General features: G+C 41.4%; 16 protein-coding genes and 1 pseudogene. 8 read left to right on the forward strand and 9 right to left on the reverse strand.

The features are described from left to right. Positions 1–24: 24 nt before the first annotated feature. The 4 genes and pseudogenes from hpsA to V7K38_RS11960 all read right to left on the reverse strand — a co-directional run bounded on the left by hpsA (position 25) and on the right by V7K38_RS11960 (position 11,354). Positions 25–4,788 carry a hormogonium polysaccharide biosynthesis protein HpsA gene (gene hpsA / locus V7K38_RS11945; protein WP_334858004.1) on the reverse strand — a complete coding sequence of 1,588 codons (4,764 nt, stop codon included), beginning with the start codon at positions 4,786–4,788 and terminating at the stop codon, positions 25–27. A gap of 703 nt (positions 4,789–5,491) precedes the next feature. After that, positions 5,492–5,914, reverse strand: a pseudogene (locus tag V7K38_RS11950) (endonuclease domain-containing protein). A 391-nt stretch (positions 5,915–6,305) separates the two neighbouring features. Further along, positions 6,306–9,836: a methionine synthase gene (gene metH, locus V7K38_RS11955; RefSeq protein ID WP_334858005.1), complete on the reverse strand. Its 3,531-nt coding sequence runs from the start codon at positions 9,834–9,836 to the stop codon at positions 6,306–6,308. A 408-nt stretch (positions 9,837–10,244) separates the two neighbouring features. Continuing rightward, positions 10,245–11,354: a CobW family GTP-binding protein gene (locus V7K38_RS11960; RefSeq protein ID WP_334858006.1), complete on the reverse strand. Its 1,110-nt coding sequence runs from the start codon at positions 11,352–11,354 to the stop codon at positions 10,245–10,247. Between the two features lie 137 nt (positions 11,355–11,491). Between V7K38_RS11960 and cysS the strand changes: the two genes are divergently transcribed. The 3 genes from cysS to V7K38_RS11975 all read left to right on the forward strand — a co-directional run bounded on the left by cysS (position 11,492) and on the right by V7K38_RS11975 (position 16,065). Beyond that, the gene (cysS, locus tag V7K38_RS11965; protein ID WP_334858008.1) at positions 11,492–12,940 is read left to right on the forward strand and encodes a cysteine--tRNA ligase; all 1,449 of its coding nucleotides are present in this window, start codon (positions 11,492–11,494) and stop codon (positions 12,938–12,940) included. Positions 12,941–13,011: 71 nt separating this feature from the next. Further along, entirely contained in the window at positions 13,012–14,451 is a 1,440-nt protein-coding gene (locus tag V7K38_RS11970; RefSeq protein ID WP_334858009.1) for a TldD/PmbA family protein, read from the forward strand. A gap of 267 nt (positions 14,452–14,718) precedes the next feature. Then, positions 14,719–16,065: a TldD/PmbA family protein gene (locus V7K38_RS11975; RefSeq protein ID WP_334858011.1), complete on the forward strand. Its 1,347-nt coding sequence runs from the start codon at positions 14,719–14,721 to the stop codon at positions 16,063–16,065. A 94-nt stretch (positions 16,066–16,159) separates the two neighbouring features. On the opposite strand, the gene V7K38_RS11980 is transcribed toward V7K38_RS11975, so the two are convergent. From V7K38_RS11980 to coaD, 4 genes are all read right to left on the reverse strand, one after another. Further along, positions 16,160–16,303: a Ycf66 family protein gene (locus tag V7K38_RS11980; RefSeq protein WP_334858013.1), complete on the reverse strand. Its 144-nt coding sequence runs from the start codon at positions 16,301–16,303 to the stop codon at positions 16,160–16,162. Beyond that, on the reverse strand, positions 16,239–16,472 hold the full coding sequence (locus tag V7K38_RS11985) for a hypothetical protein (protein WP_334858024.1): 234 nt from the start codon (positions 16,470–16,472) through the stop codon (positions 16,239–16,241). The genes V7K38_RS11980 and V7K38_RS11985 overlap by 65 nt, the downstream gene beginning before the upstream one ends. Before the next feature lie 151 nt (positions 16,473–16,623). Next, positions 16,624–17,292: a DivIVA domain-containing protein gene (locus V7K38_RS11990; protein ID WP_334858014.1), complete on the reverse strand. Its 669-nt coding sequence runs from the start codon at positions 17,290–17,292 to the stop codon at positions 16,624–16,626. Continuing rightward, positions 17,202–17,753, reverse strand: coding sequence for a pantetheine-phosphate adenylyltransferase (coaD, locus tag V7K38_RS11995; RefSeq protein WP_334858015.1), 552 nt, complete (start codon positions 17,751–17,753; stop codon positions 17,202–17,204). Before coaD ends, V7K38_RS11990 begins: the two co-directional genes overlap by 91 nt. Positions 17,754–18,015: 262 nt before the next feature. Between coaD and lgt the strand changes: the two genes are divergently transcribed. The 5 genes from lgt to V7K38_RS12020 all read left to right on the forward strand — a co-directional run bounded on the left by lgt (position 18,016) and on the right by V7K38_RS12020 (position 22,456). After that, complete coding sequence (lgt, locus tag V7K38_RS12000) at positions 18,016–18,900, forward strand: prolipoprotein diacylglyceryl transferase (protein WP_334858016.1); 885 nt, start codon at positions 18,016–18,018, stop codon at positions 18,898–18,900. Between the two features lie 179 nt (positions 18,901–19,079). Further along, positions 19,080–19,904: a precorrin-4 C(11)-methyltransferase gene (gene cobM / locus V7K38_RS12005; RefSeq protein WP_334858017.1), complete on the forward strand. Its 825-nt coding sequence runs from the start codon at positions 19,080–19,082 to the stop codon at positions 19,902–19,904. A gap of 112 nt (positions 19,905–20,016) precedes the next feature. Next, entirely contained in the window at positions 20,017–20,370 is a 354-nt protein-coding gene (locus V7K38_RS12010; protein WP_265273022.1) for a phenylpyruvate tautomerase MIF-related protein, read from the forward strand. A gap of 79 nt (positions 20,371–20,449) precedes the next feature. Then, entirely contained in the window at positions 20,450–21,544 is a 1,095-nt protein-coding gene (rlmN, locus tag V7K38_RS12015) for a 23S rRNA (adenine(2503)-C(2))-methyltransferase RlmN (RefSeq protein WP_334858020.1), read from the forward strand. A 453-nt stretch (positions 21,545–21,997) separates the two neighbouring features. Beyond that, on the forward strand, positions 21,998–22,456 hold the full coding sequence (locus tag V7K38_RS12020; RefSeq protein ID WP_334858022.1) for a hypothetical protein: 459 nt from the start codon (positions 21,998–22,000) through the stop codon (positions 22,454–22,456). A 77-nt stretch (positions 22,457–22,533) separates the two neighbouring features. Here the strand turns inward: V7K38_RS12020 and V7K38_RS12025 are convergent, their stop codons facing one another. Further along, positions 22,534–22,713 (reverse strand): replication restart DNA helicase PriA, encoded by a 180-nt coding sequence (locus V7K38_RS12025; RefSeq protein ID WP_094332638.1) that lies wholly within the window; start codon positions 22,711–22,713, stop codon positions 22,534–22,536. Positions 22,714–23,350: the final 637 nt, after the last annotated feature.

Raw genomic sequence — 23,350 nt, forward strand, 5'->3', positions numbered from 1 at the left:
TCACCAGTTTCTAAGAATTAAAGATTAACTACAGCCAGAGGTAGGACGTTGATCGGCATCGATGGCATAACTACTGTCTGAGGCTTTTTTGGCACATAACAACTTTTGCACCCATGTATCATCTCGACCAACTTCCCGGAAGTACTCATTGGGTTTGTTATTTGGCGTTATCGCTAACTTTTGCGAAAATGCGTCTGGTGATTGTGAGAGCAAGCCGACATCATAACCCCACTGCCGCTTGGGAGGCTGGTAATAAGGTACTTGACCACTAGCATTATTGATCGGATATGCTGTCAGAGATGAGCCATTTAAGTATGCTACAAGTGGTGCAGTAGCATAGGCACTACGAGTTCTTTGGATAAAAGAGCCGTTAATTTTAGCTATATAAGCATTGCTTGAGGCACCAGTTGGGTTCCAATTTTCCAAGAGGCGGACAAAGTTGTGTAAACCACCATTGTCTTCTCTAGGACGAGCTGGGGTGTCTCCCCCTGCTGCGACTAAGTTAAAGGTGGTACCAGCACTTGCTGCTTGTTGCAGCCAGTAAGAATCCTGTTGACTGCCAGGGCCTATTTGTGTTAATGAATTTTCATCACTAGTGCTGAAAGCAACCCTAATTTGTAACACTGGCGATAAAGCTGGTTGATCGCTTGTACCTAAGCCTAGAGTAAACTGTGGCGGGTAAGTATTGTCATTAGGAGTAGGAGTAAAAGGATTAGTACTAGGATTGGCTGTTCGGAACCATAGAGCATTAGCTTTGGTATCTGGTCTTTTAGTACTATCAGTATGAAAACTACCCAGTGGAAATGAAGTTATTTTCCCGCCCTGGATACCTATAATGGTTGGTATATTACTACCATCAAGCGTGAGTTGTCCCAATGTAATAGTATTTGTACTACGGAGAAAGGCAACACGCCGAGGATAGCTTAGATATTTGGAATTAGTCGGTGATTGTGCTGTTGTACCTGCTAAATGGGTAGTCAGAGAAAAAGTCTGTCCAGGAGTACCAGTAACATCCGAGGCTCTTAGACCAGCTGGATATAGAGCAACATCACCGGGTAGTGCTACCCACCAATCCTTACCCGGATCGCAAGCTGAAACAGGTAGTTTCTGACATACTTCCATTAAATATTCTCCTCTTAAATTATTTGTATCATTTACCCTTCGCTGGATGGGTGTAACCAAGTTATTGAGGTAAGAACTCTGGTTGGCTATAGTGGCAAGAGGATAGTCATTATTAGAAGTGTCATACCAGGCAGCATTGACGACATTACTGTTGTTGGTAGTAACTACAGCATTACTACTATTGACAAAAGCAAACCCATTCTTCTGAAATGCAGTAATAGAAGTGTTATCTCCCAAGTTATTATTCAGGTCATAGTCTCCATCGCTGCGGTAGCCCGTCTGATAGGTAGTAGAAAGAAGTGTGATCGCATCTGATAATACGCTGGCAGGTCGCCATGCGTCCCCAGTGCTACAATTTGGTAGTCTAGGATCAGTAGTACGACAAGCAAAGTTTGGATTAAGGTCTGAGCGAGAGTAAAAATTGCTCAAATCATTAGCTAGACCTGTTATAAACTCTTCTTGGGTATGTATATTAAAGTTGCCTAGAATATATACAGGCAAGTTAGAAGCTAGAACCAAGCCTTTTTCTGCATCTCTGTAAGCCTGAACACGCCAGAGTGGGTTGCCATTGATTAACATAATGGCGTTGGGACGGCGAGTTGGGTCAAGTTTATAATCTACTGGGCTTTGTGATTTTTGAGTATCTTTTTTTGTTTGTATTTGTGTCGCTGTATCTGCTGCTAAAATTCCAGCAGCATAACTCAAATCTGGCAGTGCATCATCACGAGTAGCATAAATAATACCGCTATTGGGAATTAAGTATTCTTGTGGTGTTGCTGTACCATAAGTTATTGCCCGCAACTTACTAATATCTAATACAGTGGCGCGAATCTCCAGAGGTTGGCGAGTTTCTTTGGCGAGTTCATAGTCTGGAGCCGAGGAACCAGCAGATGGATTTGGTACGTTTGCTACTGTCCCAGCTGCATTAATAGTACAGGTATATTGAAAGTAACAAAGCGTTGATGTCCCAGTTCCATTTCCATTTACACCATCAGCATTAGTGAATGTTTCTACACCAGCTGTTGATATATCTTTATGAATTGCTTTAATCTGCCTCGCATCTAAAAAAGCATTTTCTTGAATTGCGCCGTGAGGGATGACGCTAGTACTTGGAGAGCCGATAGTACCATCTAATATTTGGATGGCACAAATAGAAGCATCAATAGCAGACTGCTGTGAGATTGTGAGTGTCCCAGAGGCAGCAACTAGCCCCATAGCAGTGTTCAGTGTTGGATTTACCAACCGCCCATTGGGATACATTAAACTAGCTTCGTAATTTAGTAAAGCTGAATAGTCAGAAACACCCTTTGTTGGAGCTGCGTAGACAATACCATTATGAGAGTTACCACCCGCATTACCTTTATATGGAAGGGTTGAAAGGTTCTTAGCTGTAGTGCTATTTGTAGGGTCGTAGAAGCTACTTATACAAGCAATGGGTGTAGGGCTTTTGGCACTGTAACCACTTTTTTGGTAGTGATAAACTGCTGTAGCCCGCATCCGTAAATACGGCGTAAGAGGCAAAGGAGGCAAAGGAGTAATTATTGGTAATACTACGTTGCTATTTTTGGTATCTTGGATTGATTTATCAGCATTAATGGCAATACTATTAGGTATCGGCATCATATCTGACCAAATTCTATTTGTACCACCAACTGCTGTGTTTGAAGCTGTGTTCAAAGCAGCTAGGATACTACTAGCAACAGTATAACCTTGAGGTAAATAAATTCCTGCACCAGTGACTACCCGCAAGCCACCCACAGGATCACTGGGAGTACTTGGAACTTTAGCAGCTGTTGATTCCCAGTCTCCATCTCGGTCAACAGTTCCTAAATCAGCTAGTTGTTGTACATGGCTGCTGCGAGTGCGAGTTCCACTTCCATTATCCCAGTTAACATTTGCAATATTTTGGGTATCTGTGGTGGCATCCGAACCAACAAATGTCGTTCCATTCCACCACAATGCAGGTAGGTTATTGCCAAGCAAAATGCGATCACCAACGTATTGTTCTTTACCTAGTGTTTGTTCCGTAGTTGGTTGTGTAGCACCAGGTAGCAGCTTAGAATTACTAATGTTAAGTGTTAAATTGGAATAATTAGTTTTAGTTTGACCATCACTAGCAAGAAACGGATAAACCCAAGTGTCTGGTGGACGAAGTGACGCACCACTTCCTTGTAAGACATTAGTAGTCGTATAATCTATACTAGTCGTAGGATTTATTATTGCATCTCCACCAAAACCAACTTCACCATAGGGTACACGGCGGGTACGTTGTTGAAAGTAAAGTACTAACTGGTTATTACGGACAGTGGATATTTGCGCTGCACTGGCAGTAGATGTAGTTAGATTTAATAGTTGTAGTTGCTGTGTAATGGCATCTTGAACTTCCTGTGGGTCAGTAGATGCAGCGTTAGCCGTCTGTGCTAGCACCAAAAGATTGATCCGCTGTGCATAAGCTAGGCTATTGTAGGCAATATTATTCGATCCTTCAGTGACTGATGTGTTAGCGCTAGTATTACCATTTTGAGTAGGAGTAACTCCTTGTCCTTGGAATAAATCCACTAGAGTACCGTTACTTGCATTACCAGTGAAGCCACCAGCTGCTAAATTGCCACCTACAAAAATTTTGGCATTGTCCTCATTATAGAAACAGGAATTTACACTACTAACCTGATAAAGTGTCACATTATTGCCACCAGTCAGCAAGTTACTATTAGTCAAGATCCGTCCATTTAGGTTAAATGTGGGACCAGGGGTAATTTCTATATCATCGTTATAAACCACCGCATTGTTAACTAGCGGTAGTTGTACACGGTCTTGTTGATACTCTAAACTTGAAAAACCTTTATTCCCTGTAAAAGTTTCGTAATTACCAGTCGCTAGTGGGTTAGTGATGGGAACATTAGCAGTATAGACAAAAAAGCTTTTTTGGAGTTGACCAGCAATACTAACCCAGCCCGTACTCCCCACCAAAGCAGCACTTGTTCCCAGACTATTTTTACAACCGTTGCTTACACTACCAGCAGTCATGGGTGGAGTTCTCGCCTCTAGAGGATTTCTAGGGCGGCTGTATGTGCCACTAGTTATAGGCGGAGTTCGGAAGTAAATTCCATAAAGAGTATAGGAGTCAAACTTCCCATTGTTATTTGTATCAATGGGGAACATCCATGCAGTTAGCAAATCTGTTGGCTGATTTTCTCCTGTTGGTGCAGTTGTATAAGCATAATGTAGCTTAAGTGGAGTTTCGTCTCCAAAAGTAAATTCAGGCAAATTAGCAGTACTACTTAAGGTACTCTCTAAAACTGTATCTGAAGGTACGGCTCGGGGCAGTCGGCTGTCAGCAAATAGTTTGTTTAATTTTGCTCTGGCTCTATCAAGGGCTGGTGCTGCGGCATTTAGCACAGCTTCATTCACCCTGACATTACTAGCATTTTTGGAGCGTTCAAAAGACCTAAATAAAATGGCAGCAGTCAATAATACAACTACTATTAATACCATTGCCACTGTGGGCAATAAAAACCCGGCATTTTCCGAGCCGCGTCTTCTTCGAGTCCCAAAAAAAGTCCGTAATAGCCAAATTATTTGCTTGTTAATTGTTGATATAAACTGCTTCCTAATTTGTTTGAAGGTTTTTTGAATTGCCTTGAGTAGTTGAAATTTTCGAGACATATCTGCTTCCTTGTAAAGTTATTTGTAGCGGATTTTCTATTTTTTAGGTTCTTGAACTATGTATAGAAAGTCTTTATCCAGGCATAGTTTTAGGCTGTATTTATTTAACTAATGCATGTTGTTAGACTAACTTTAAAATAAAGTAAAATAAAGTAGCTACAAAAAAAAATTAATTTCTTCAAGTTATATCATTTATGAATTGTTCATTTTATCCGGGAAATACTGATTTTTTGAGAATTATTTAATTCAAGCCCGAAAAATGGTAAGAACATAGCTTTACGGTGAATTTGCGGAAATGTATTTTATCAAAAGGCAAATTTATGAAGATGTTGTTAACGGAGTAGGCTTATAATACCCAAGTGTTAAATGAAAGATATCAGTTGGGTGCAAAATAATCAGATATAGGGGTTCTAACTTCGGTGCAATAGTGTCGCAACCTCAGCCCGTGTTTGCTGATGTAAATACTGCCTCTCGTTAATCTATGGTGTGTAGAGAAGTCTTTAGTGACGCAATTTAAGATTTATCGCGTAGCCCCTGAGATACCTCACCCTGGTTTTGCTATGCAAAACCTGTCCCTCTCCTTGGTAAGGAGAGAGATTAAAGATAGGACAGAGTGAGGTTTATCAAAATTTTTGGTAGTTCGATGACTTGTATGTATATGGTAGCTTTAATAATGAGAGGGTCTGGGGATCAGGTTTAACTACTATCCTCTTAAATTTCGTATATTTTGAGCAATAGTTTCCAGCACGCCAGACAAATTAGTATATACATCATTATTCGTAAATCTAATAAACTTAATTCCTGCTGATTCAATAAATTCTTGTCTGGCTTTATGGTATTCAGCAGAACCTTATTGGAAATGGCTTTCGCCATCAATTTCTATAGCTAACTTGAATTCAGAACTATAAAAATCTATAACAAACTTATCCACACTATATTGTCTACGAAATTTGCAGTTTTCAAGCTGCCTATCTCTTATTTGATCCCAAACAAGTTTCTCGGCTTTTGTTATATTTTGGCGTAATTGTCGCCTTTTTTCTATTTCACTCTTTTTGTTATAAAGTTGAGTCATTTGTATTTCCGATTCGAGTCCCCTCTCCTTTATAAGGCTACGGTGTACACACATCTTTGTACAAACCCAAAATCGTTGGAGATCCCCCTAAATCCCCCTTATTAAGGGGGACTTTAAGAGACTTTTGCCCCCCTTAAAAAGGGGGGTTGGGGGGATCAAAAGCCTATGAGGCCACTCTCAAAGACTTGTGTGTACACCGTAGCCTTTATAAGGAGAGGGTTAGGGTGAGGTCAAGCGATAACTTGAATTACCCACAATATAATAATCTTACCCCGCCCTTCGGATACCTCCCTCCTGATTAGGGCTAAGGTGTACATACAAGTCATCGAATTAACCAAAAGAAAAACCTCACCCTGTCCTATCGGACATCCCTTTCCTTACTAAGGAGAGGGACAGGTTTTACTATGTAAAACCAGGGTGAGGTTTCAAGAATAGGAGATATAGACTAAGCGCTAAAGTATTTTGCTAGTGGGTGGTAAGTAATAATTGCAGTGGTAGACTGTTCTGGATAAAGTTGTTCACTTTCATCCATGTACAAGTTAATCTTGTCAGTCTGCAATAACTCCAGTTGCTTGTATTGGTCTTGCATATTCGGGCAAGCTGGATAACCAAAACTATACCGTGAGCCACGATAGCGTTGTGCTAATATATCCCGAATATTGTCGGGTTCTTCAGCAGTAAAACCTAACTCTCGGCGAATTCTGGCGTGTGTCCACTCAGCTACAGCCTCTGCTACCTGCACTGCCATACCGTGGAAATACAGGTAATCGGTGTATTGGTTGGCAGCAAACAGCTTTTGACCAAACTCAGTTGCAATCTCTCCTACAGTCACGGCTTGCATCGGGAAGACATCAATAATTCCCGATTCTTTTGGTGCAAAGAAATCTGCTATGCACAGCCGCCTTAATGACTTTTGTCTGGGAAACTCAAAAGTTGTAATTTGTTGTGATTGGTTTTCTGAGTCATATATATGTAGATAATTCCCCTCAGACTGACAAGGGAAATACCCATAAATCACTTGGGGATGTAACAGATTTTCCTCAAGAATCCGGTTTTTCCAAGTTTCTAAAATCGGGTAAACTTTCTCAGCTAAGAAAGCTTGATATTCTTCCTTAGATTGTTCCTTTGGTTTGCGGAATTGCCACTGTCCCGCAATCAAAGCTTGTAAATCTAAATGCCAGAATATCTCCTCGATGGGAATATCACTAGGCTGCAATAACTGTGTTCCCCAAAAAGGTGGTGTCGGGCGTTCAATATCTATCGTTACTGCTTCGGAACGCCGCGTATCTACTTCTTTTGGTTCAGCAGATGTTGTTTCTTTAGGAGTTGTAGTTACTGCTTCTTTGTGACCATTTATCGAAACTTCAGCACTTTCGATTTCGTTCAAAAATCCTTGCAAATCTTCCCAGTTACCGGCAATTTTTGCTGGCATTAATTTATCCATGAAGTGCAAGTCAGAAAAGGCATCTTTGCCATAAACTACTTTACCTTTATAGGTGTTTTGACAATCTTCATACACAAATTTAGGAGTCAGCGCCGCACCTCCTAAAATCACGGGGACACTAATTCCCTTTTCGTTAAATATCTCCAAGTTCTCTTTCATGAAGGCGGTGGATTTTACCAGCAAACCACTCATGGCTATACAATCAGCTTTATGCTGTTCGTAAGCCTTGATGATGTTTTCTACTGGTTGTTTAATTCCCAGGTTAATCACCTTGTAGCCGTTGTTAGACAAGATGATATCCACCAAGTTTTTACCAATGTCGTGGACATCACCTTTAACTGTGGCAATGATAAAGGTTCCCTTGCCATTGTTACCTGATTCGGATTTTTCCATGAAGGGTTCTAGAAATGCCACCGCCGCTTTCATGGTTTCCGCAGATTGCAAGACGAAAGGTAGTTGCATTTGTCCAGAACCGAACAATTCCCCGACAACTTTCATGCCATCTAGCAAGAAGGTGTTGATAATTTGTAAGGGGGGATGTTCTTCTAAGGCTTTTTTGAGATGTTCTTCTAAGCCAATGCGTTCGCCATCGATGATATGACGCTTGAGGCGTTCTGGGATGGGGAGACTTTCATCTAAAGAGCGATCGCGTTTTGTCGTCACCCCAGCAAATACTGTGGTAAGCTCTCCCAAAGGATCGTATACGCAGACGTTACCCTCAAACTTCCGCTCATCATAAATCAACTGACGACAAATTTCTTGATGGCGTTCGTCAATCTTCGATAGCGGTAAAATTTTGTTAGCGCTGACAATGGCTGCATCCATTCCCGCCGTCGTCGCTTCGTGCAAAAATACTGAGTTCAGCACCATCCGCGAGGCTGGAGTTAAACCAAAGGAAATATTGGAAACACCCAAAATTACATGACTTCCAGGCAATCCTTCACGAATGCGCCGGATGGATTCAATGGTGGCTTTACCGTTTTCTCGGTCTTCTTCAATCCCGGTGGAAATGGGTAACGCTAGGGTATCAAAGAATATTTCTGTGGGTGGTATGCCGTATTCTACAGCTTGACGGTATGCACGTTGGGCGATCGCAAACTTTTTGTCTGCTGTCCGCGCCATGCCATCTTCATCGATAGTACCAATAATTATGCCAGCACCGTATTTCTTCGCTAAATCCAGCACTTTTAAAAAGCGCGGTTCTCCGTCTTCGTAGTTGGTGGAGTTCAGCAAACACTTACCGCCAGCAACCTTTAAACCCGCCTCCATTTTTTCCCATTCGGTGGAGTCAAGCATTAAAGGTAATGTCACATTATTAACAATGCGCGAAACTAATTCGTGCATATCTTGCACGCCGTCGCGTCCCACATAATCAACGTTGATATCAAGGATGTGTGCGCCTTCTTTTACCTGCGCCCTCGCCATTGAAACGAGTCCATCCCAATCTTCGGAATTTAGCAAATCGCGGCACTTCTTGGAACCACTGGCGTTAAGACGTTCGCCAACTATCAAGAAGGAATTATCTTGATCGTAGGGTTGAGTGGTGTAAATTGATGCTGCTGCTGGTTCTAAACTTGGCTGTCTAACTTTTGGCTTCAGGTCTTTAGCAAGTTCTGCCAATTGTTGAATGTGTTCTGGACGCGTCCCACAGCAACCCCCGATCACTTGGACACCCAAATCTTCAACAAAGTGCATCAGCGACATCCGTAATTCCAACGGTGTCAGGCGGTAGTGCGCTTGACCGCCGACGTTTTCAGGTAAACCCGCGTTGGGAATACAGGAAACGATGAAAGGTGAATGTTCTGACAAATACTTGATATGTGGTTTCATCAAGTCTGGCCCAGTGGCACAGTTTAGACCAAGAATATCTATTGGGTAAGGTTCCAGAATTGTTAGCACAGCACTGATTTCTGAACCAACCAACATTGTACCCATGCTTTCCATTGTCACAGAAACCATCAACGGACGGCGATCGCCTTTTTTGGCAAATACTTCTTCAATTCCATTCAGCGCGGCTTTAATTTGCAGCACATCTTGGCAAGTTTCTACCAAAAATAAATCGACACCACCATCCCATAGCGCTTCTGCTTGTTCAGCAAAAGTCGCTTTCATGGTATCAAAGTCAATATGTCCCAAGGTTGGGAGTTTGGTTGTGGGGCCGATAGAACCTGCCACAAACCGGGGTTTTTCTGGCGTAGAAAATTCCGCAGCGACACGCTTGGCTAATTCTGCGGCTGTCTTGCTGAGGTAATAAGCTTGGTCTGCCAAGTCATATTCTGCCAGCACAAGGGACGTACTACCAAAGGTATCGGTTTCGATGACATCAGCACCAGCAGCGAGAAAGTCTCGGTGAACCTTAGCAACAGCTTCGGGTTTGGTGTGGACTAAGTATTCGTTACAACCTTCATATTGTGGGCCGCCGAAGTCTTCAGCAGTCAGATTTTGGGTTTGCAGGTTGGTTCCCATCGCCCCGTCGAAGACGAGAACTGGGCTATCTGGACTACGCAGGCGTTCAAGGAAAGAATGAGTCATATTTTCCTAGAAGAATTTAGGTCAGTCGTATAATATTCGACTTACTTTATTATTTTCCCAAATTGTGATAATTCTGGCAGCTTTTAATCAAACGATGACAGAATTATGCAAAAGTACCCTCAGTAAATCCTGTTGAAGACATGGAACTCGACACAATACGATATCACCGAATACGGTTTGGGTAAAGCAAGAGACGCGATAAATCGCCGTCTTTACAAGAATTAGTCCTTTGTAGAGACGGCGATTTATCGCACCCAACATTTACCATAACCTCCGCTACTTTTTAGTTTGCGATCGCAGGTATCATTCTCAGGCTATCTGTTACCTTGACAGGGCTACTCCTAACTTATGTAGAGACGCAATTAATTGCGTCTCTACTCCTAACTCTTAATTCCTAACTCCTCACTTTTATTTCCCAAACCCTTTACCGCGAGAGGTTGAAGGTAGACAAATGCAGTTTTCGAGTTGAGTAATTAAAGCCTCGCGATCCAAATTTTGCCCAATTAACACAAGTTGGTTTTTAAGTTGACCTTGCCATTCATCATCATCCAAGGTGAAGCGTTTACCACAAAGGTGGAAAATATGACGCTTCGGACTTTCATCAAACCACATAATCCCCTTCGCTCGGAAGATATTTGAGGGTAGCTGGTTATCTAAGAAATACTGAAACTTCCTAATAGAAAAAGGTTTGTCACTTTGGAAAGAGATGGAAGTAAAGCCATCATTTTCTAAATGGTCAGAATGATGGTGATGATCGTGGTCATGGTCGTGATGATCGTGACCGCATGTTGAGTGGTCATGATCGTCATGATGCTCGTGATGTTCATGATCGTGATGCTCATGTTCATCCACCACTGTGTCAAAATATTTATCAGATTCAAACAGACCGACACTGAGAATTAACGGAAGTGGCACTTGCGATCGCGTGGCGCGAATAATTCTCGCTCCTTCCCTAACTTCGTTAATTTTTGTTTCTAACTCATTCAAAGTAGCTTCATCAACCAAATCAGCTTTGTTCAGTACAATGACATCACCATAAGCAATCTGGCTGTATGCTGCCTCAGAGTTAAATAAATCTAGGCTGTAATTCGCCGCGTCTACCACGGTAATAATTGAATCCAAGCGAGTTAAATCTCGCAATTCTGTACCTAGAAATGTTAAAGCTACTGGTAGCGGATCTGCTAATCCAGTTGTTTCTACTACTAGATAATCGAGATTTTCTTGGCGTTCTAAAACTTTGTAGACTGCATCTACTAAATCATTATTAATAGTGCAGCAGATACAACCATTATTTAGTTCCACCATGTTCTCACCAGTGGAGACAATTAGCTCGTTATCGATGCCAATTTCACCAAATTCATTCACGAGAACGGCGGTCTTCAAACCCTGTTGGTTGTTGAGGATATGATTAAGTAAAGTCGTCTTGCCACTACCGAGGAAACCCGTAATAATTGTTACTGGCATTCCTTGTTTGGGTGTATCCATTGCCGGAGATTCGGGTGTCACTGCTGATTGCATAGCACTGTTATCAAATAGTCAAAAAATAGTAATGTAGCGCAGATAGTCCATAAAACACTAGCATAGGGATGCTGGACTGCCATCCCAGCTGCTTTACCCTATTATTACGTATCTTCTTATTTCAGCATTACTCTGTTATGACCCTAACACTCTACAATACCCTCACCCGTCGTCAAGAACCGTTTAAAACAGTCGAGTCAGACAAGGTTAAGATGTATTACTGCGGCGTGACGGTTTACGACTACTGCCATTTGGGTCATGCTAGAGCTTGCATCGTTTGGGACGTAGTGCGCCGATACCTCCAGTTTATCGGTTATGAAGTCCGATATATCCAAAATTTTACCGATATTGATGACAAAATTCTCAATCGCGCCCGTGTTGAACATTCCTCAATGGAAGTTGTAGCCGATCGCTTTATCAAAGCATATTTTGAGGATATGGCGCGGCTGGGAATCAAAGAAGCAGATGAATATCCCCGCGCTACCCATACAATGAATGGCATTCAACGGTTAATTCATGAGTTGGAAAATAAAGGTTTTGCCTACCCTGCTGACGGCGATGTGTATTATGCAGTGCGGCAGTTTGCTGAGTATGGTAAACTTTCTGGACGCAAATTAGAAGATATGCAAGCCGGCAAAAGCGAGCGCGTCAACGCCGAAGATCCAGAGTACCAGAAAAAGAAAGACCCCTTCGATTTTGCTTTATGGAAAGCAGCAAAACCAGGAGAGCCAGCTTGGGAGTCACCTTGGGGCGCAGGTCGTCCGGGGTGGCATATAGAATGCTCGGCAATGGTGCGCGATCGCTTGGGTGATACCATAGATATTCATGCTGGTGGTGCTGACTTAATTTTTCCTCATCACGAAAACGAAATTGCCCAATCAGAAGCTGTGACAGGAAAACCCCTAGCAAATTATTGGTTACATAACGGCATGGTGAAGGTAGATGGTGAAAAAATGTCCAAATCTTTGGGCAACTTTACCACTATTCGAGAATTGCTGGATCGAGGAGTTGACCCGATGGCAGTGCGGTTGTTCGTACTGACTGCTCAATATCGCACACCTATAGATTTTACCGACGAAGCGATCGCCGCAGCAACCAATGGTTGGCACACCATAAAAGAAGGTTTACTTTTCGGCTACCAATACAGTAAACAACTGGGATGGGGAGTGGAAACTGCTTCAGCACTACTTCCTGAAACTGTTGAACGCTTCCAGGAAACTGTGAATAACGACTTTAATTTTCCTGGTGGGTTAACAGTGCTGTTTGAATTAGCCAAAGAACTGCGCCGTGAGGGGCATATTCTTGTGCATGAAGGAAAAACTGAAACTTCACCAGATGAGTTACAGCAGCAATGGCAAACTCTTGTGACATTAGCTGGAGTTTTGGGTTTAGAAGCCGAGATAGAAGCCGAACCTGATAAAAGCAATGGTTTAAGCGATGCGGAAATTGAGGCGAAAATTCAGCAAAGACAACAAGCACGTATTGCCAAGAATTTTGCCGAAAGCGATCGCATTCGTGACCAACTCCAAGCAGAAGGTATTACGCTAATTGATAGCCGCGATGGTACACGGTGGCATCGGAATTAGAAAGTACTTGAAACTGAGGACTAGGGAAAAGTTTTCCCATTCCCCATTCCCCATTCCCCATTCCTTAAATTATGTGGTCTGAACTTAAAAAAGCGATCGCTAGTTTCGACATTCCTGCTGATTGGATCGGTATCAGAGCCGTAAAGGAGACTTCTACAACTCGTTCAGTCCGTGACGGCTTACCCCAACTAAACGGCAAATCTTTCACTCTCGGAGCCATGCTAGAAGTGTTAGTCAACGGCTGTCTGGGTTATGCAGCAACCAACTCTCTAGAACTGTCTTCCCTACAAGCTGCTGCCGAAACAGCCTATAAACAGGCACTAGCAGCCAGCGAATGGTGGATACATCCCTTCCGTGAAAGTGAACGCCCTAAAGTCGTTGGTGAATATAAATCTCCATTTCTTGAACCATTAGATGCTTTGAGCCCGGGAGAAATCAACGATTTACTAGTTCGCATTTGCCAAACGCTGAAAGTTGACGACAAAATTGTGCAAACCATAGCCAGTGCTAGCACCATTGATAGAGAGTCTTGGTTTGTTAGCAGCAACGGCTCAGAAGTCTATCAAAAAACCCTATCTATAGGCACTCATTACGGAGCCACCGCCCAAGATGGTGCAACTGTACAGCAGCGCAGCAACAATGGTTCGCAAGCCAACTGTTACCAAGGTGGACTAGAACTTTTAAAACAAGAAAACTTATGGCATCGGGTGCGGCTAATTGGCGAACAAGCAGTAGAACTCTTGACAGCAGAGGAATGCCCAACTACCCGTACCAACTTAGTTTTAGCCCCAGATCAAATGATGCTGCAAATCCATGAAAGTGTCGGGCATCCCTTAGAAATTGACCGAATTTTAGGAGATGAGCGTAACTATGCTGGAGGCAGCTTTGTTAATAAAAGTGATTTTGGCAACCTGGTATATGGTTCGCCACTGATGAATATTACCTTTGATCCTACCGTGGCTGGTGAATTTGCTAGCTATGGTTTTGATGATACTGGTGCTGTAGCAACGCGGGAGTATTTAGTAAAAGAAGGTGTACTCCAACGAGGTTTAGGCAGTCTAGAGAGTCAAGCAAGAGCAGGTGTACCAGGAGTAGCCTGTGCCCGTGCTTCTTCATGGAATCGACCTGCGATCGATCGCATGGGTAACTTGAATTTAGAGCCTCTAAATGCAACCTTTGAAGACATTATTGGCGGCATAGAACACGGCGTTTACATGGAATCTAACCGATCTTGGTCAATTGACGATCGCCGCTATAAATTCCAATTTGGTTGTGAGTACGCTAAATTAATTGAAAATGGTAAACTCACTAAAACCCTCCGCAATCCCAACTATCGCGCCACAACACCAGAATTTTGGCATAGCTTAATCCAAGTAGGAAATGCTGAAAACTGGCAAATGTATGGTACTCCTTATTGTGGTAAAGGAGAACCAAATCAGGCTATTTGGGTAGGACATGGTTCCCCTGTTTGTGTATTTGCTAATGTCGAAGTTTTTGGTGGAGGAAGTTGAAAGAGTTAGGAGTTAGGAGTGAATAGTTGGTAGTTAAATAGGTATAATTGAACATAAAATAAAATCCTAGTTTGTAGTGAGTCATTCATCGCTCAAAACAAGGATTATTAGAACTAAAGTCCTGACTACAAACTTTAATTTGTTTACGCCTACCTACTTAGGGTTTTTGAATTTCAAAAGCCTTTAATATAATAACTACTAATTCCTAATTGAAAACTCCTAACTTCCCCCACCCCTATTTTCTATTAATATTAATATTTAATATACATGAAAATTGATGAATTATCTGCCTTAGAAGTCAGCTTTAATCGACTGATTGAAACTCTACTTATAAAAAAAGCAGAAAATGAACAATTCACTGTGAGACTCAGCAGTGAAAGGAGCCAATTTACTCGTTTCAATCATACGAAAGTGCGACAAACTGGTTGTGTTGCTGATGGTTGGATCGAACTAACTTTCATGGCAGATCAACGCAGCAGTATTCGGCAGTTTCCCTTTACTGGAAATTGGGAGATAGACTGGCAATTAGCATATCCTGCTTTGCAGGAACTACGCGATGAACTTATTCTACTACCCATCGATCCATATCTAGTTTTACCATCAGAAACTAATACTAGTCGGGAAGTACATTTTGGGAATTTATTGGCAGAGGAAGCAGTAGTACAAACTATATTAGAACAAGTTACTGAATTAGATTTTACTGGTATATATGCAGGAGGAATAGTAATTAAAGCTTATGGTGATTCCAATGGTCAAAAACACTGGTTTCTTACTGATTCTTTTACCTTAGATTATTCTCTATTTTCCACATCTGGACAAGCAGTTAAGGGTACATTTGCAGGAAGTGATTGGGATAACTCTGCTTATATAGCCAAAATCAGCGAAGGCAAAAAGCAACTCGAATTGCTTGCTCACCCAGTTAAAGAATTACCACGGGGACAATACAAGACTTATTTTGCACCTGCTGCTGTTGCAGATTTATTGCTGATGCTTTCTTGGGGAGCTATAAGTGAAGCTGATATCCAACAAGGAAATAGTGCTTTAGCTGCTTTATCGCGTCAAGAAAAACAACTTTCGACAGCATTTAGTTTAAAAGAAAACTTTCAGCGCGGATTAGTACCTCGATTTAATGAATTGGGAGAAATGGCAGCACCGGAGTTACCTGTAATAGAAAAAGGACGTTTGGTAAACACTCTGGTGAATTCTCGTACTGCTAAGGAATATCAGAAAATTGCCAATGGTGCTAATGGTTCAGAGACTCTACGTGCGCCAGAAATCAGTCCAGGAAATTTAGGATTTGATCAGATTCTTCCAAAATTGGATACAGGATTGTATCTATCAAATTTGCATTACTTGAATTGGAGCGATCGCCACACTGGTAGAATTACAGGTATGACTCGTTATGCTTGTTTTTGGGTAGAAAAGGGAGAAATTATCGCCCCCATTGAAAACTTACGTTTTGATGAAAGTCTTTATCGCTTCTGGGGAGAAAACCTAGTAGATTTGACCGATTTTCAAGAATTTATTCCCGAAGTCGGCACTTATGATAGTCGCCAACTAGGAGGTAGTTTAGTTCCCGGTATGTTGGTAGAAAATTTTACTTACACTCTGTAATCAGATATTAATTGCGTTTTTGATGAATTTGCAACACGTAGATCCCCGACTTCTTTGAGAAATCGGGGATCTGGTTGCTAGCAAAATGCTAAAATCATCTATCTCTGTAAACTGCATTAATTAGAATATCTTTAATAGCAAAATAAATAATTAATAGCAAAGATAAAAATCGCTCAATCTGAAGAATTGGATCTAAACGCCAACCTTGAAAAAACAAGATTATCCCGCACATTAACATTACAATTGGTGTAAATATAAAGTGCTAAAGCCCAACCTGTAAGCCTAGTGCCACGTTGGGCTAGCCAAGCTACTGTTAAAATAAAGTAAACAATTGCCAAAAGAAAATAAATAATTCCAATTAAGCCAGCTAGATTTAATCCAAAATTAACTTGAGCGAAAGTAATCATTTATTAAAAATCCTGGTTAATTACAAACCAAAACTCTAATTATATATATTATTCGGTAGATTCCCCAACAAAATCTTCCTTGATAAAAATTGTTGGGTTAAGCAATAGCGAAACCCAACCTATAATTTTTCATCATCTCTTATTAGAATCTCTATCTTTTTTTGCTAGGCGGTGAATTGCGCTGCGTGAGGTTATCAATTTGCAATTGTTGCCTTCCGTTGGTGACAATTCGCAACATCTCTTTGAGATCCTGCTCGATATTGCCCAAAATTCCATCAGCATAAGCATCAGCACCATCTTCAATTTCTTGAGCCTGAGCGATCGCAGTTTGCCTCATTTGCTCTAACTCTTGCTGAGAAGCATACCGCTTGCGCTCAATCTCGGCGAGGGTTTCTTGCATTATTCCCTCACACTCTTGTTGCACTTGTCGCCGCAGTTGTTCAGCTTCTTGTTCCGCCTGTTGAATAATATCGCTTTCAGCTAAGATTTGCGCTCTTTTTGCTTGTGCGGACTCAACAACCTGCTGTCCATACTCTTCCGCTTCTAGCAGAATTTCATCCTTTTGGTCGAGGATGGCTGCTGCTTCTTGAAAAAGTGATGGTAAAGCCAGCCGGATGTAATCAAGCTGTTCTAACAGCTTTTCTTCATCTATAAGAGTGCGTCCCGTCAGAGGAATTCTGAGACTAGAGAGAACTATTTCCTCTAGGCGGTTGAGTTCCTGCTGAATATCTACGCTTCCCTCTCCACCGAGAGATTCTTCAGGGGTGGGATTGCTTCCGTTGAGATTGGGTTCAACATTGGAGATTTCTGATTGTAGCATTGGTATATATCTAGGGCAATGTGTGGGGGAACGAGATGATCGATAGAGCCGCCAAACCTTGCAATCTCTCTCACCACACTACTACTTAAAAAACTATACTCATTTGAAGTTGCTAGAAAAACTGTTTCTATTTGGGTAGAAAGAGTTTTATTGGTGTGAGCCATTTGCAGTTCCACTTCAAAATCTGACACAGCCCGTAAACCCCGAAGCAAAACTTGTGCATGTCGCATTTGTGCATAGTTGACGGTAAGACCATCAAAGCTGTCTACTTCTACATTAGGTAGATGTTGTGTAGAAAGACGGATCTGCTCTAGCCGTTGTTGTACGCTAAAAAGTGGCGTTTTGTTCGGGTTCCGCAGTACAGCGACAATTACCCGCTCAAACAGCCGACAACCGCGCCCGATGAGGTCAAGGTGTCCCAAGGTGATGGGGTCGAAGCTACCAGGATAAATAGCAATCACAATTTTAGATATATCAAAGTTGTTTAGGTGATTATATCGAAACTCTTTTGTGTAACTTACTCAAATTTACCATCTTGCGCTCTAAGCAAGAATGGTAAACTCAATTGTTTTAGTGGTACAAGTTATGCTCAACTAGGCGTTAGGAATTAGATTCCTAAATATGGATGCTGGATTTTAAGTGTAATTCTAGTATTCGAGATGCAAAAACTCCGTACTTAGCAAAGTGCGCGGGTAGTTAACGAACTTTTCTAGGTAATTTCTCATGGGACTGGATTTTTCCACCTTGCTATTGGCGTTTCAATTTACTTCTCCAGGGCCCATTCTGGTGAAATTAGGGCCCATAAGTATCCGATGGTATGGCTTATTGATTGCTACGGCAGTGTTAATTGGCGTAATTCTTTCCCAGGAGTTGGCAAAGCGCCGTAACGTCAATCCTGAGCTGCTAGGCGATTTGTTCTTTTGGTTATTGATTGGGGCAATTCCCGGCGCACGGCTATATTACGTTTTCTTTGAATGGTCAAAATATGCCCCAACTCCCGGAAAAATCTTTGCTATCTGGGAAGGTGGTATTGCGATTCACGGAGCAATTATTGGTGGCGTTATAGCTGCGTTAATCTTTGCCAAAATCAAGCAGGTTTCTTTCTGGCAATTGGCAGATTTAGTAGCACCTTCGCTGATTTTAGGGCAAGCGATCGGACGTTGGGGCAATTTCTTTAATTCTGAAGCTTTTGGCGATCCTACTGATTTACCCTGGAAGCTGTATATTCCACCAGATCATCGTCCTCTAGCTTACGCCAGTTTCGATTATTTCCATCCCACCTTCCTATATGAATCTCTGTGGGATTTAATGGTGTTTGCGCTACTAATAACGTTGTTTTTTCGGTCTTTATCCGGCAAGCCACGTTTAAAGGTAGGCACGCTATTTTTAGTTTACTGGCCAGCCTACAGCTTAGGACGCTTGTGGATTGAAGGTTTCCGCACTGATAGCTTGATGCTGGGGCCATTACGGATGGCACAAGTAGTAAGTAGTTTAGGAATTTTATTAGGATCAGTCGGATTAGTTTGGCTTTACTTACTCAAACGCTCTTTACCCGATGTAGTGCCTACTCCCAAGGGAAATGGAGAGATGAGGGGCAAAGGAGAATAATTTATAACCAATGCCCAAATGACCAAGGACAAATGACAAATGACTAAAAAATAAAAAATGCCCCAGAATATTTTCTAGGGCTTAACCAGGGTGCATCTACCATTACTCTCTACTAGAGAAAGAGGGAGAATCCGGAAAGATACTGAGAAAATATCAAAAAAGTTTTTTGAGGGATTATTATGGGTTCTTCTAAAAGTGAATATACAGAAAACCTGAGTTATAAAAAAACGCTATATGCCATAGAACCATCTGTGTATATTGTCGGTGCAGGCCCTGGAGATCCTGATTTGTTGACGGTGAAGGCGCAGAAACTACTGGCTGTTGCTGATGTGATTTTATTTGCTGATTCTTTAATACCCGAACAGATTTTAGAACTTTGCCGAGCAGATGCGGAGATAATTAGGACTGCGAATCAGACTTTAGAAGAGATTTTGCCGATTATGATCGATAGGGTGCGATCGCAACAAAAATCTGTCGTTCGTCTCCATTCTGGCGATCCTAGTCTCTACAGCGCCATCCACGAGCAAATGCACCTCCTAAGAGAGGCAAATATTCCTTTTGAAGTCATACCTGGTATCAGCGCTTTTCAAGCTGCTGCTGCCAAACTCAAAGTAGAACTAACTGTCCCTGGTTTAGTCCAAACTATCATTTTGACCCGCATCAGTGGACGTACAGAAGTCCCCGCCACCGAAGAATTAGCCACTCTCGCGGCACATCAGGCTAGCCTTTGCTTGTATCTCAGTGCGCGTCACGTCGAAAATGCCCAAGCTAAACTACTCGAACATTATCCAGCCGAAACCCCCATTGCAATTTGCTTTCGTATCGGATGGCCTGATGAAAAAATTAAAGTTGTTCCTCTGAATCAAATGGCGGAATGTACTCATAAAGAAAAACTAATTCGTACTACACTTTATATAATCAGTCCAGCCCTCTCGACAGCAAAAGGGCGATCGCGTTTATATCATCCCGAACATAATCACCTGTTTCGCTCGTCTCATCATTGAAGAGTGGGCATTGGGCATGGGACATTGGAAAACTCTCCTTGTTCCCCTCATCTGCTCTGTGCTTCGGTAAACTTAACAGTGTGAATAAAATCCAAAATCCCAATTCGGTACTATGCCATTAATTAAAGTGCAAACTTCTGCATCTGCTCCTCAAAAAGCTGAAATTGAGTCCATGCTTTTAAATCTATCAGCCAAGTTAGCAAAACATTTAGGAAAACCAGAATCTTATGTAATGACTGCTTTTGAGCCAGAAATTCCTATGACCTTTGCGGGGAATACAGACCCGGTTTGCTATATTGAAATTAAGAGCATTGGCGCGATGAAACCAGATCAAACCGCAGCAATGAGTCAGGACTTCTGCCAGCAGATTAACCAAACTCTAGGTGTACCTAAAAATCGGATTTACATTGAGTTTGCAGATGCTAAGGGTGCAATGTGGGGCTGGAACGGCACAACCTTTGGTTAATTCCCCATCTACTTTGGTCAAGACTAACTCGATCTAGCAGGTGTAGGATAGAGATCCTACATCAACTCGTGATTTTTTTATGTCTGCTACGCCTCTTGTATCTCAGGTTGACTCACACAACCCAGAAAAATCAGAATTAATCCCTCCCCTTCTCGGTGCTTCTCTGGCTGAGTTAAGCACTTGGGTGCAGCAACAAGGACAACCTGCTTACAGAGGAAAGCAACTGCATGAATGGATCTATGATAAGGGAGTGCGATCGCTAGCTGATATTTCTGTCTTCTCTAAGCAATGGCGTGCGGAAGTGGCAGAAATTCCCATTGGGCGCTCAACTTTACATTACCGCTCTATGGCTCCCGATGGCACAGTCAAATATCTTTTGCGATTAGCAGACGATCAAATTATTGAAACTGTTGGCATCCCCACCTTTGCAGAAAGGGGAGAAGGCCCAAAAGCCCGCCTGACAGTTTGTGTTTCTACTCAAGTGGGTTGCCCAATGGCGTGTGATTTCTGCGCTACTGGTAAGGGAGGCTACAAACGTAACTTAGCACGGCACGAAATTATCGATCAAGTGTTGACTGTGCAAGAAGATTTTCAGCAACGGGTTAGTAATGTCGTGTTTATGGGACTAGGTGAACCGTTGTTGAATACTGAGAATGTTTTAGCAGCTTTGAAATCTCTAAATCAAGATATTGGTATTGGGCAGCGATCGCTTACAGTTTCTACAGTTGGGATTCGCGATCGCATTCGTGAGTTCGCGCAAAATAATTTACAAGTCACTCTCGCTGTGAGTCTGCACGCACCTAACCAAGCACTGCGAGAAAAACTTATCCCCAGCGCCCGCGCCTATCCTCTAGAAGATTTGCTGGCTGAATGTCGAGAATATGTAGAAATCACTGGACGGCGCGTTACCTTTGAATATGTTCTCCTGGCTGGTATGAACGATTTACCAGAACACGCACTAGAACTTTCAAAATGTATGCGAGGATTTCAATGTCATGTGAATTTGATTCCTTACAACCCCATTCAAGAAGTAGACTACAAACGCCCCAACCGCGATCGCATTGAAGCATTTGTCAACGTCCTTAAGCAACAAAATACTGCTGTGAGTGTGCGTTATTCTCGTGGTTTAGAAGCTGATGCTGCTTGCGGACAATTGAGAGCAAGTAAAAATTAAACTTGTTTTAGTCAATTTTATGAATGAATATGAAACCGCAGATAAACAGAGATGTATCTGAAGATATATCTCTGTTTATCTCTGGCGTAAAACCGTATTAAATTGATAAATGGATTACGGAAATCCGGCAAACCATGTAAAAAATATAAATGTATAATTTAATTAAGATGAATATCTAAGAAGCGAGAGTTTTATGAAAAATCAAGATAATGGACTGGATATAACCTTGATTTAGAAAGCTATTCTCAATGCACTAATATTTAAAAACGTCACCGACTGAAGAATGTTGGCGTAGTCAGCCGTAAGTATCGCATAACCCCATAACGGTAAATAAAACATTAACTTTAGTTAAGTATTCCAAGCCCCTGTATTTATGTATAGGGCAATTCTATTGACATTTTAAGGGTTTAGCGATCGCTAAACCTAACTTATAACAATTGAGGAAATAATTGTATGTTGAATCGCTTATCGTTGATTAAAGTATGGCTACCATTGATTGTGCTTGCCAAAGCTTTATCGATTAATTTTCCTGCATCTGCACAAATAATTCAGACGAATCCCCAGACGCAAGATTCGCTTCAAGAAAGACTCAGACAACAACAAGAGGAGCAAAATCAGCAAACACAAGAACGAATGAAGGAAACATGGTTACGGCAAAACTTTCAACAACCACAACAACTACAACAACAACAGACAATACAACAGCAAGAATTTACGCGACAACGGCAAGAAATGTTCCGCCAACAACAATTTAGACTACAACAGGAAGAAACAAGACTACAACAGCAAGACTTTTCACAACAGCAACAACTGAGAATACAACAGCAACAACTCAGACAAGATGAACAAATTAGACAACGGCAACAATTAAGATTACAAGATCAGATCCGACAGCAAAAGAGTAATCTGTAAAATCTTTAAAATTTCTGACAAGTAACTTTATTATTAGAAATTAGAGAATATATGCTCTAATTTTTAATTTTTATTATCTAGCGCTTTGCATAAATGCCTGGTGCATAAGCCTCAATGACTTTGCCAGTGCGGGTGCAACTAATCATCAAGTAGTCACAACTAGAGCATTGTGTACGAGTTAATTGACTATCAGAAATATAATAACGTTCTGCTTGGCAGCCGCAATTTGGGCAGTAAATCTTTTGTACTGTCTGCATTTTAAAACCCCTAGTTGTAAATCTTTTTTATTTGAGAAAACTGCCAGTTAAAGTAGCAATAATTTTGGTTTGACCCAACTTAACAAACAACCTTAATATTGGCTGATTATTTTAAACAAAATTTCATGTTTGAAAACTTTTCGATATCTTTGTATATTATCCTAGAATTTAAGTGATCTTACCCTCCTACTTTAGATACATAAATTATTTTTTAATTAAATACCGCTTAGATATTTACTGATCCCTATGATGAATGCCTTGAGAGAGCCTTATTTATAGTCATTTCAGATTAATATAAAAAAGCTGTTATTGTATTCAGAAATTAAAACCAATAAATTACTGTATATTTAGTAACAGAATATCTATCTTAAGATTTAGTTAATATTTGCTAGCAAGATTTATGAGGTTAAATTATGGTAGGATAATTTAATAAAAACACCAAACTTCTGAGCAGCAGCTTTTATCGCTTGAACTTTAGGAGCCACTCAATTTCTCTCCAATGCTAGTAAAAGCCTTGGATATTTCTGCTATATATATAGCAGTTACAGCACTTCCGGCTGTTATGAGGTACAGTAGCAGCAACTAGCAAACCAGTTTCTTAAATGTTGAGGATTTATTAAGTCGAGTGCAACTGAGA

Source organism: Nostoc sp. (assembly GCF_036917465.1).
In the GTDB taxonomy this organism is placed as follows: domain Bacteria; phylum Cyanobacteriota; class Cyanobacteriia; order Cyanobacteriales; family Nostocaceae; genus Nostoc.

Coding starts and splice junctions, on each gene's coding strand:
- V7K38_RS11985 (WP_334858024.1), bottom strand. CDS start 16,472: ATGATTACTTTCGCTCAAGTTAATTTTGGATTAAATCTAGCTGGCTTA.
- hpsA (WP_334858004.1), bottom strand. CDS start 4,788: ATGTCTCGAAAATTTCAACTACTCAAGGCAATTCAAAAAACCTTCAAA.
- V7K38_RS11975 (WP_334858011.1), top strand. CDS start 14,719: ATGAAAATTGATGAATTATCTGCCTTAGAAGTCAGCTTTAATCGACTG.
- rlmN (WP_334858020.1), top strand. CDS start 20,450: ATGTCTGCTACGCCTCTTGTATCTCAGGTTGACTCACACAACCCAGAA.
- lgt (WP_334858016.1), top strand. CDS start 18,016: ATGGGACTGGATTTTTCCACCTTGCTATTGGCGTTTCAATTTACTTCT.
- V7K38_RS12020 (WP_334858022.1), top strand. CDS start 21,998: ATGTTGAATCGCTTATCGTTGATTAAAGTATGGCTACCATTGATTGTG.
- metH (WP_334858005.1), bottom strand. CDS start 9,836: ATGACTCATTCTTTCCTTGAACGCCTGCGTAGTCCAGATAGCCCAGTT.
- V7K38_RS11990 (WP_334858014.1), bottom strand. CDS start 17,292: ATGCTACAATCAGAAATCTCCAATGTTGAACCCAATCTCAACGGAAGC.
- V7K38_RS11980 (WP_334858013.1), bottom strand. CDS start 16,303: ATGTTAATGTGCGGGATAATCTTGTTTTTTCAAGGTTGGCGTTTAGAT.
- cysS (WP_334858008.1), top strand. CDS start 11,492: ATGACCCTAACACTCTACAATACCCTCACCCGTCGTCAAGAACCGTTT.
- V7K38_RS11960 (WP_334858006.1), bottom strand. CDS start 11,354: ATGCAATCAGCAGTGACACCCGAATCTCCGGCAATGGATACACCCAAA.
- V7K38_RS11970 (WP_334858009.1), top strand. CDS start 13,012: ATGTGGTCTGAACTTAAAAAAGCGATCGCTAGTTTCGACATTCCTGCT.
- cobM (WP_334858017.1), top strand. CDS start 19,080: ATGGGTTCTTCTAAAAGTGAATATACAGAAAACCTGAGTTATAAAAAA.
- V7K38_RS12025 (WP_094332638.1), bottom strand. CDS start 22,713: ATGCAGACAGTACAAAAGATTTACTGCCCAAATTGCGGCTGCCAAGCA.
- V7K38_RS12010 (WP_265273022.1), top strand. CDS start 20,017: ATGCCATTAATTAAAGTGCAAACTTCTGCATCTGCTCCTCAAAAAGCT.